Source organism: Microcoleus sp. bin48.metabat.b7b8b9.023 (assembly GCF_013299185.1).
Taxonomy (GTDB): Bacteria; Cyanobacteriota; Cyanobacteriia; order Cyanobacteriales; family Microcoleaceae; genus Microcoleus.
On sequence record NZ_JAAFKG010000114.1, the window covers coordinates 1 to 7,781 of the forward strand.

The 7,781-nt window shown below is 44.8% G+C and carries 7 protein-coding genes and 1 pseudogene; 5 read left to right on the plus strand and 3 right to left on the minus strand.

What is annotated here, in order from left to right; genetic code table 11:
- Positions 1-109: 109 nt before the first annotated feature.
- Entirely contained in the window at positions 110-388 is a 279-nt protein-coding gene (locus QZW82_RS31865; protein ID WP_363318830.1) for a helix-turn-helix domain-containing protein, read from the minus strand.
- Positions 389-603: 215 nt separating this feature from the next.
- On the opposite strand from QZW82_RS31865, the gene btpA reads away from it, so the two are divergent.
- The gene (btpA, locus tag QZW82_RS31870; protein ID WP_293158303.1) at positions 604-1,488 is read left to right on the plus strand and encodes a photosystem I biogenesis protein BtpA; all 885 of its coding nucleotides are present in this window, start codon (positions 604-606) and stop codon (positions 1,486-1,488) included.
- Here the strand turns inward: btpA and QZW82_RS31875 are convergent.
- Positions 1,475-1,756, minus strand: a complete 282-nt coding sequence (locus QZW82_RS31875) for a hypothetical protein (RefSeq protein WP_293158306.1) — start codon at positions 1,754-1,756, stop codon at positions 1,475-1,477. The genes btpA and QZW82_RS31875 overlap by 14 nt on opposite strands.
- 242 nt (positions 1,757-1,998) lie before the next feature.
- Between QZW82_RS31875 and QZW82_RS31880 the strand changes: the two genes are divergently transcribed.
- The gene (locus QZW82_RS31880) at positions 1,999-2,925 is read left to right on the plus strand and encodes a vitamin K epoxide reductase family protein (RefSeq protein ID WP_293158309.1); all 927 of its coding nucleotides are present in this window, start codon (positions 1,999-2,001) and stop codon (positions 2,923-2,925) included.
- 401 nt (positions 2,926-3,326) lie between these two features.
- On the opposite strand, the gene QZW82_RS31885 is transcribed toward QZW82_RS31880, so the two are convergent.
- The gene (locus QZW82_RS31885) at positions 3,327-3,455 is read right to left on the minus strand and encodes a hypothetical protein (RefSeq protein ID WP_293158312.1); all 129 of its coding nucleotides are present in this window, start codon (positions 3,453-3,455) and stop codon (positions 3,327-3,329) included.
- A 505-nt stretch (positions 3,456-3,960) separates the two neighbouring features.
- On the opposite strand from QZW82_RS31885, the gene QZW82_RS31890 reads away from it, so the two are divergent.
- The 3 genes and pseudogenes from QZW82_RS31890 to iscB form a co-directional block, all read left to right on the plus strand.
- Positions 3,961-6,096 carry a CHASE2 domain-containing protein gene (locus QZW82_RS31890; protein ID WP_293158315.1) on the plus strand — a complete coding sequence of 712 codons (2,136 nt, stop codon included), beginning with the start codon at positions 3,961-3,963 and terminating at the stop codon, positions 6,094-6,096.
- 463 nt (positions 6,097-6,559) lie between these two features.
- On the plus strand, positions 6,560-6,808 hold the full coding sequence (locus QZW82_RS31895; RefSeq protein WP_293158318.1) for a hypothetical protein: 249 nt from the start codon (positions 6,560-6,562) through the stop codon (positions 6,806-6,808).
- Positions 6,809-7,057: 249 nt separating this feature from the next.
- Positions 7,058-7,654: pseudogene (gene iscB, locus QZW82_RS31900) on the plus strand (RNA-guided endonuclease IscB); the annotation flags it as partial.
- Between the last annotated feature and the right edge of the window lie 127 nt (positions 7,655-7,781).

Here is a 7,781-nt window from a genome sequence, read left to right on the forward strand (position 1 = left end):
GCAAGCTTTTCGCGGTGTGACATATTTTGTCATCGCTAGGTGGTATTTTTGTTTTCAATCCATAGTGCCAGCTTTTACAATGATTTACCAGGAATTTCGAGGAAATTATTTACTTTATGTCAACAGTTTTTAGCTCTGGGATTTGCTCTTTTGCTTCTGTCAATGATTTGCTTTGCTGGAAATAATTTGGGTAAGCTGCATCAAGCGGAATGATGTATTCCTTAGAAATCGAGCAAGCATTGACCGCACATTTACGAGAGTTGATCCAGTCCTTGCGTTCCCGCAAAGCGTAGTTCCAAACCTTGCGACAAACCGTTATAACCCGCTCAATTTCTTGAGCTTGCTCTGCGGTTGGCTTCAATTTGTACTCGTAACTAAGGTTTAACATTGCTCGTTTTCCCTGGCTCTAGAAAATAAAGTAGCATTTTGTAGAGTCAACGACAAGCAAAGCAATGGAAGGTAACTTGCAGGCTAAAGCCTGCCTCTAGCTTTCATCCCCGGTCTAAAGACACGGGGTTCTCAGCATATTTGCTATAGAATTCTAGAATATACCGTCAAAATCCGCCGTCAGCCGTCAGTGAACATGGTGGTTTCAGGAAACCCGTGGACTTAAAACAAATATTCAAAACGCCGAATCCCATAATCGGTGTCGTACATTTACAGCCTTTGCCAACTTCTCCCCGCTGGGGCGGGAACCTCAAAGCTATTATCGGAAGAGCCGAGCAAGAGGCTACAGCGCTGGCTTCTGGTGGCGCAAACGGTATCATTGTCGAGAACTTTTTCGACGCTCCTTTTGCCAAAGACAGCGTAGATCCGGCTGTGGTAAGTGCCATGACTCTGGTAGTCGAGAGGCTAACAAATCTGGTGACGCTACCGATCGGCATTAACGTGCTGCGAAACGACGCCCACAGCGCGATCGCCATCGCCTCCTGCACGGGAGCCCAATTCATCCGCGTCAACGTCCTCAACGGCATCATGGCTACAGATCAAGGCTTAATTGAAGGCCAAGCTCACCAGCTACTGCGCTACCGCCGGGAATTGGGCAGCGATGTCAAAATATTCGCAGACGTGCTAGTCAAGCACGGGCGCCCCCTGGGCAGCCCTAACTTAACCACAGCCGTCCAAGAGACGATCGGGCGCGCCTTAGCCGACGCCGTAATCCTTTCTGGCTGGACAACCGGCAGCCCTCCCAATCTCGAAGACTTAGAACTCGCGAGTGCAGCAGCGGGCGAAGTTCCAGTTTTCATCGGCAGCGGCGCCTCGTGGGAAAACGTTTCCACACTCATGCAAGCCGCCGATGGTGTAATTGTATCGAGTTCCCTGAAGCGAAATGGCCGCATCGAGCAGCCGATCGATCCGATCCGCGTCAGTCAGTTTGTCGAAGCCGCCCGTCGTAGCTTTTCCCAAAAAGAGCGAGAACAGGAAAATATCGAGACCAATGGTTTAAGAGGCCCAACACCCGAACCGGGCAAAGTCAGTCGATTTTAGATTTTAGATTTACTCGCCTTGATTCATCACCGGAGCCCGAACTTGAGTCTACAATTTTAGTAGCCACCAGCCAAGCTCGTGTCAGATGACAGTTGACAGTTGACAGTTGACAGTTGACAGTTGGCAGTTGACAGTTGACAGTTGACAGTTGACAGTTGACAGTTGGCAGTTGACAGTTATCTCTACCTGGAAGGAAGAGGATTGGAGTAATGAACCGTCTGTTTTTAATTTCTCCCGATCGGGGAGATGCTTGAAACCAATTTTTCATGGAATTGGGAATTGGGAATAGTTAATTGGGAATGGTAATTGGTAATTGCTGAAAACTAAAAGCTAACGCTCAAAAAAGCACCAATTCTCAATTCTTAATTCTTAATTCTTAATTCTCAATAACCAATGCCCCATGCCCCATCCCTCCGCTTCGCTTCGCCCCATGCCCCATGCCCAATGCCCCATGCCCCATGCCCCATGCCCCATGCCCAATGACCAATTAGCAACTATCAAATCAAAAAAATGATTCGCCGACGTTCAACCCCTTGGATTCATCGCTGGTCTAGGACTGCGATCGCAGCCATCGCAGCGATCGGCGTCCTAGAAACGGCCTATCTGACGATCGCTAAATTCACGACAGGCTCAGTCATTTGTCCCACCAGCGGCTGCGACAAAGTTCTCAACAGTCCCTACGCTACAGTTTTTGGCACAGTGCCTTTAAGTTTATTAGGTTGTCTGGCTTACCTGAGCATCGCAATTTTGGCATTAGCTCCCAAATCCGTCAATCCAGACACCAATAAAGGTCTGCACTCTCAACTAGAAAATCAAACTTGGCAAGCGCTATTTATCATCACCGCTGCGATGGTAATTTTCAGCAGCTATTTGATGTATTTGATGTCTTTTGAAATTAAGGAACTGTGCATTTACTGCATCAGTTCCGCCGTATTTGCGCTGTCGCTGTTTGTGCTGGTGCTAGTCGGCCGCGAGTGGGAAGATATCGGACAGTTGGTGTTTACAGGTATTTTGGTAATGATGGTAAGTTCGATCGGCGCCTTGGGACTGTATAACAGCGTCAGTTCACCTGCTCCTTTTGTTTCTTCTACCCCCGGAATTCTACCCCCAGCCGTGACTGCAACCTCCGGCCCTGCACAAATTGCTTTAGCCCGCCACCTCCGACAAATTGGCGCCAAAGAATACGGTGCTTACTGGTGTCCCCACTGCCACGACCAAAAAATGCTATTCGGCAAAGAAGCAGCCAAAATAATTGATTATTTTGAATGCGATCCTAAAGGGCAAAATTCCCGTGCTGAAATTTGCCAAGCTGCTGCTACGAATATTAAAGGTTTCCCGACTTGGGAGATTCAAGGTCAGTTTTATTCAGGGACGCAAACTTTGGATAAACTCGCCGATTTATCCGGTTACACGGGCCCGCGCAACTTTCAAAACTGACAGAATAGTTGGGAATTTTAGATGACAGATTTTAGATGGTGAATCAGTAAATATGGGTTGGCAAGTTCTTTGCTAGTTTCCTAGTGCTGCGAAATTAATCTCAAATCTGCCATCTAGGATTAATAATTATCAATTAGCAAACATTACTCAGATCGAAATTTCCAAAAAAGTGGTGACTATCTACTAGGCTGTCTGCGAATAAATACTATAGCGGTTATCAGAAAGATGAGGTATGTTGTTGGGCTTGAGCCTCCTGAGTTTAATGGTTATACAAGCTGTGAGTCATACCTCATCTTTTTGAGAAAGGCTATATAAAATTTACACAAAAACTCCAGAGACCGCGTTTCTGCTGCCAGAGTCATTACACTAAAATGGCAGTCATTCGATCGCTCTTCTGAAAATTATCTGCATTGATATAGCACTTCGATCGCAAGATTAGCGGACGCTTTGTTCAGTTGACAGTTGACAGTTGACAGTTGACAGTTGACAGTTGACAGTTGACAGTTGACCGCACGGGTAGCACTTGACAAAAGAAGTAAGAGGATTGGAGTAATGAATAGTCTGATTTTAATTTATCCCGAAAAATGTTCCGGCTTTAAACCAATTTTTTATGGTAATCGGTAATCGGGTAAAAGGTAATCGGTAGAAAGGCTCTCCTGCGTTTATGGTGGACATGGTATCAAACACAACTGTTCGCAATTCTGTGATGCCCTCAGAGTAAGGATATCCGGTTTACTGAAGGATATCCGGTTTACTGCTCGCCACAAACCTATAAAAAATATCAGAAAAAAGCTGGCGTTTTCAAAGCTTAGAAGCCAATTAGCAATTGCCAATTACCAATTACCATCACCAATTACCAATTACCCACCAGCATAGCGCACCGAAAAACCACACTATTCGACAATCAAAAATCAATAATCCACCCATCTGCCGCACCGCACAACCGAAAAATTGTGACGATCTAAAATCAAAAATATAAAATCGACTGAGCAGAACCCCGTGAAGACGTAAAAACGATATGTAGTAATACCTTATATGCTCTTCAGGCGAGGCGAACATCCCCAGATTATGCTAAAAACTATCAAAAAATGGCTCGATCGAGAACGCCGAGTATTGATTACTGCAAGTGCCGTTGGCGGTACGGTGATTCTACTGCGCTGGTTCGGATTTTTGCAGGCGTTGGAATGGGCTGCTTTCGATCGCTTTGTACGCTGGCGGCCCGCCGAACCAATGGACTCGCGCATCGTCATTATCGAAATTAACGAAGCTGACTTGCAAAAATACGGCTACCCCATTTCCGATGCTGTATTGGCCCAATTGCTGCAAAAATTGCACGCCCTTAAGCCGCGGGCGATTGGCCTCGATGTTTACCGAGATTTGCCGACTCAACCGGGTAATGCCCAATTGGTCAAAACTTTTAAAACTATTCCCAACTTAATTGGGATTGAGTTAATACCAGACGAAACCAGATTTGGAGTGCGCCCGCCTCCGGTACTGGAAAAGCTCGATCGCATCGGTTTCAACAACGTTGTCATCGACGCTGACTCAAAAGTGCGCCGAACTTTGCTCTACGCTTGGCCTGAAAACGGCAAAACCTATCAAAGTTTCGCGCTGAGACTGGCTTTGCTTTACCTAGAAACCGAAGGGATTTCCCCTCAACCTGCAACAGTCAATCCTAAATACTTGCAGTTAGGTAAGGGGGTGTTTCAGCGTTTTAAACCGAATGATGGTGCTTACGTGCGATCGGACAGCCGCGGCTATCAAATTCTCACCAACCTGCGCCACCCAGGAGGCAGTTTTCGCACGGTATCGATGAGCGACGTGCTTTCTGGCAAAGTACCGGTTGATTTTGTGCGATCGCGCGCTGTCTTGATCGGCTCAACTGCCCCCAGCCTCAAAGACTTTCACCAAAACGCTTACAGTTCCGGTTTGTTTGCTCCTCCCCAGCCAATACCCGGAGTTGAGCTTCAGGCTAATTTCTTGAGCCAAATTTTGAGTGCGGCCCTCGACGGGCGCGAAGGTATTAAAGTTTGGCCAGAGGCGGCGGAGTGGCTGTGGATTTTACTGTGGTCTTGGACGGGAGCAAATGTGAGCTGGAAGTTGCGATCGCTCGGGCGATCGGCTTGGTCTTTATCAAGTATCTGTGTAGGATTAAGTGCTAGTTTATACATAGCATGGTTGGCCGGTTGGTGGCTGCCGTTAATTCCTTCCATCCTCAGTCTGTTGGGTTCTGGCTGTGCAGTTGTAGCTTATCTGGCTCACATACAAGAAGAACTCAAACGGTCTAAAGAATTTTTACAATGGCTAATCGATACAATTCCCGACCCAATTTTTGTTAAAGATAGAAATCACCACTGGGTTGTTTTGAATCAGTCATATTGTCGGTTTATCGGCTATCCTTTAGAAATTTTAATTTCTCGCACCGATTACGAGTTATTTCCCCAAGCCGAAGCGGATATATTTTGGCAGCAAGACGAATTAGTATTGCAAACTCAGCAGCCACTAGAAAATGAAGAATATTTTACTGATGCTCACGGAATTACCCATCTGATTTCGACTAAAAGATCCCTACATAAAGATGCTGCGGGCAACCTATTTTTAGTTGGAGCGATCAGAGATATTACCGAACGCAAGCGCCTGGAAGATGCCCTCAAGCAAAAAAATGCTGAACTCAGCCACCAAGCCTATCACGATGCTCTCACCGGTTTGCCGAACCGCAAAATGTTTCACGAATCCTTGCATCTGTCCCTGGAAAGAGCCTCCAGCAATCAGGAATTGGTAGCTTTACTATTTTTAGATTTAGATGGATTTAAGTCAATCAATGATACTCTCGGACATCGTGCGGGTGATTTGCTCTTACAAGCAGTGGCCGGGAGGCTCAAAAAATGCTTGCGCGGTAGCGATATTATATCGAGGTTGGGTGGCGATGAGTTCACTGTCATCTTGCCGGGAATTCCTGGTAGCGAAGAAGCTGCGAAAGTAGCTCAAAAAATTTGTGACACCATTATGCAGCCTTTTACTTTAGAAGAACATACAGTTTCTGTAACTACAAGTATTGGCATTAGTTTGTATCCAATTGACGGTCAAGAGTCAGATATTTTAGTTAACAATGCTGATGCTGCGATGTATCGTGCTAAGGAAGGCGGGAAAAATCAATATCAATTTTCGTAATTAATCTCAGTTCAAAAACACAATCCAACTGTAGGTCAGTGGTGCCAACTTTTATGCCTAAGTTATTTTCCATTCTTTAATCTGCAACCTTATTATAAAATATTGTATAAGATGTCATCTATCATTAGATGGATTTATCAAAGATATGGAACTTAAGACAGCAAATTGTCGTCTCATTTAACTATTAACAAATATAAAAAAATTGGATGAGTTTCAAAAAAAGATGGCAACGGCAAGCCCGCGCTCTAAACCCTGATGCAGTAAGTCATTCCCATCACGAATCGCAAATTGTAGCAGGCTGGAGAGCCAATTAAAATCGCCAAACAGTATTGATTAAAAAGAATTTAAGTAAACTTACAAAAATTAATTAAAGGAAATGTAAAGACATAGGTGGAACTACGTAAATTGATAGATATAATAGATTGTAGGGATTTGCATCTATTTGAGTGATTTGGACAAGATTATGAACACTATGCGTACTTTGATTGGGCTCACAATAACGGCAACTCTGGCTGTCGGTCTGCAAGTCAGTACGATCGACATTGCAAATGCCGCTACACTTGGCAGCAACTCAACCAGCAACTCAGCAAAAGACCCATCGACCTCCACAGTCTTGACAGAGGCGCGCACATCTGAGGCGCCCAATAACCCCAAAAAATACGAACCAGATCCCAATGGAAGTCCTAAAAGTGACGGTACAGGGACGCGCTGAACCGCTCCGAAAAACCTATACAGAGCTAGCCAAAGCTAGTCAAAGCTGTACAAAGTCGGAGCGTGCAGTCTAAGTCTTCACTGACTACGTTCGATTGGTCATAACACCTGCGAGTGAACGCCAGCTTGTAGCACTGTTGAGAGTGATTAAGTAATTAGCAAATAGGTTTATAGCTATAGTGTCACTTTCCTAACAAGCCATTTGAACTTTGACGAGGCAAACATTACTTAGAAATAAGGCTGACAGAATATGTCAAATTACATCTTTCTGATAGACAAAAACAAAACACCGCTTAATCCAATCCATCCAGCACAAGCACGGAAACTACTAGATTCCAGAAAAGCCGCCGTGTTTCGCCGCTACCCGTTCACTTTGATTTTAAAGCGAGTCGTTGAAAATCCAAATCTGTATCCGCTGGAACTCAAAATCGACCCGGGTTCCAAGTTTACAGGGATTGCTTTAGTTACAGATCGAGGCAATGTTATCTGGGCGATGGAATTGCAGCATCGCGGACAACAAATAAAAGATGCTTTGGAACATCGTAGAGCAGTTAGGAGAGGACGAAGAAATCGTAATACTCGTTACCGTATAGCTCGATTCCTCAATCGCAAACGCCCTAATGGTTGGCTTGCACCGTCTTTGAAGCATCGTATTTTGACGACGGAAACTTGGGTGAAACGTCTGTCATCGTTCGCACCAATTGATTGTATTGTTCAGGAACTGGTAAAGTTTGATACTCAAGCGATTCAAAATCCTGAAATTTCTGGGACCCAATACCAGCAAGGAACCTTGAAAGGTTACGAGTGCCGTGAATACTTGTTGGAAAAATGGAATCGCCAATGTGCTTAAGCTGTCAAACATCTAAACTGCATTAACTCGCGTTACCTTTATTTTTTATTTTTCTGTTCCATTTCATAATTAGTCCTCCTTCATTTAATAGTTTATGTAACAGTGATTCTAGTTTTTCAATCGA

Coding starts and splice junctions, on each gene's coding strand:
- QZW82_RS31865 (WP_363318830.1), bottom strand. CDS start 388: ATGTTAAACCTTAGTTACGAGTACAAATTGAAGCCAACCGCAGAGCAA.
- QZW82_RS31875 (WP_293158306.1), bottom strand. CDS start 1,756: ATGAAAAATTGGTTTCAAGCATCTCCCCGATCGGGAGAAATTAAAAAC.
- QZW82_RS31880 (WP_293158309.1), top strand. CDS start 1,999: ATGATTCGCCGACGTTCAACCCCTTGGATTCATCGCTGGTCTAGGACT.
- QZW82_RS31890 (WP_293158315.1), top strand. CDS start 3,961: ATGCTCTTCAGGCGAGGCGAACATCCCCAGATTATGCTAAAAACTATC.
- QZW82_RS31895 (WP_293158318.1), top strand. CDS start 6,560: ATGAACACTATGCGTACTTTGATTGGGCTCACAATAACGGCAACTCTG.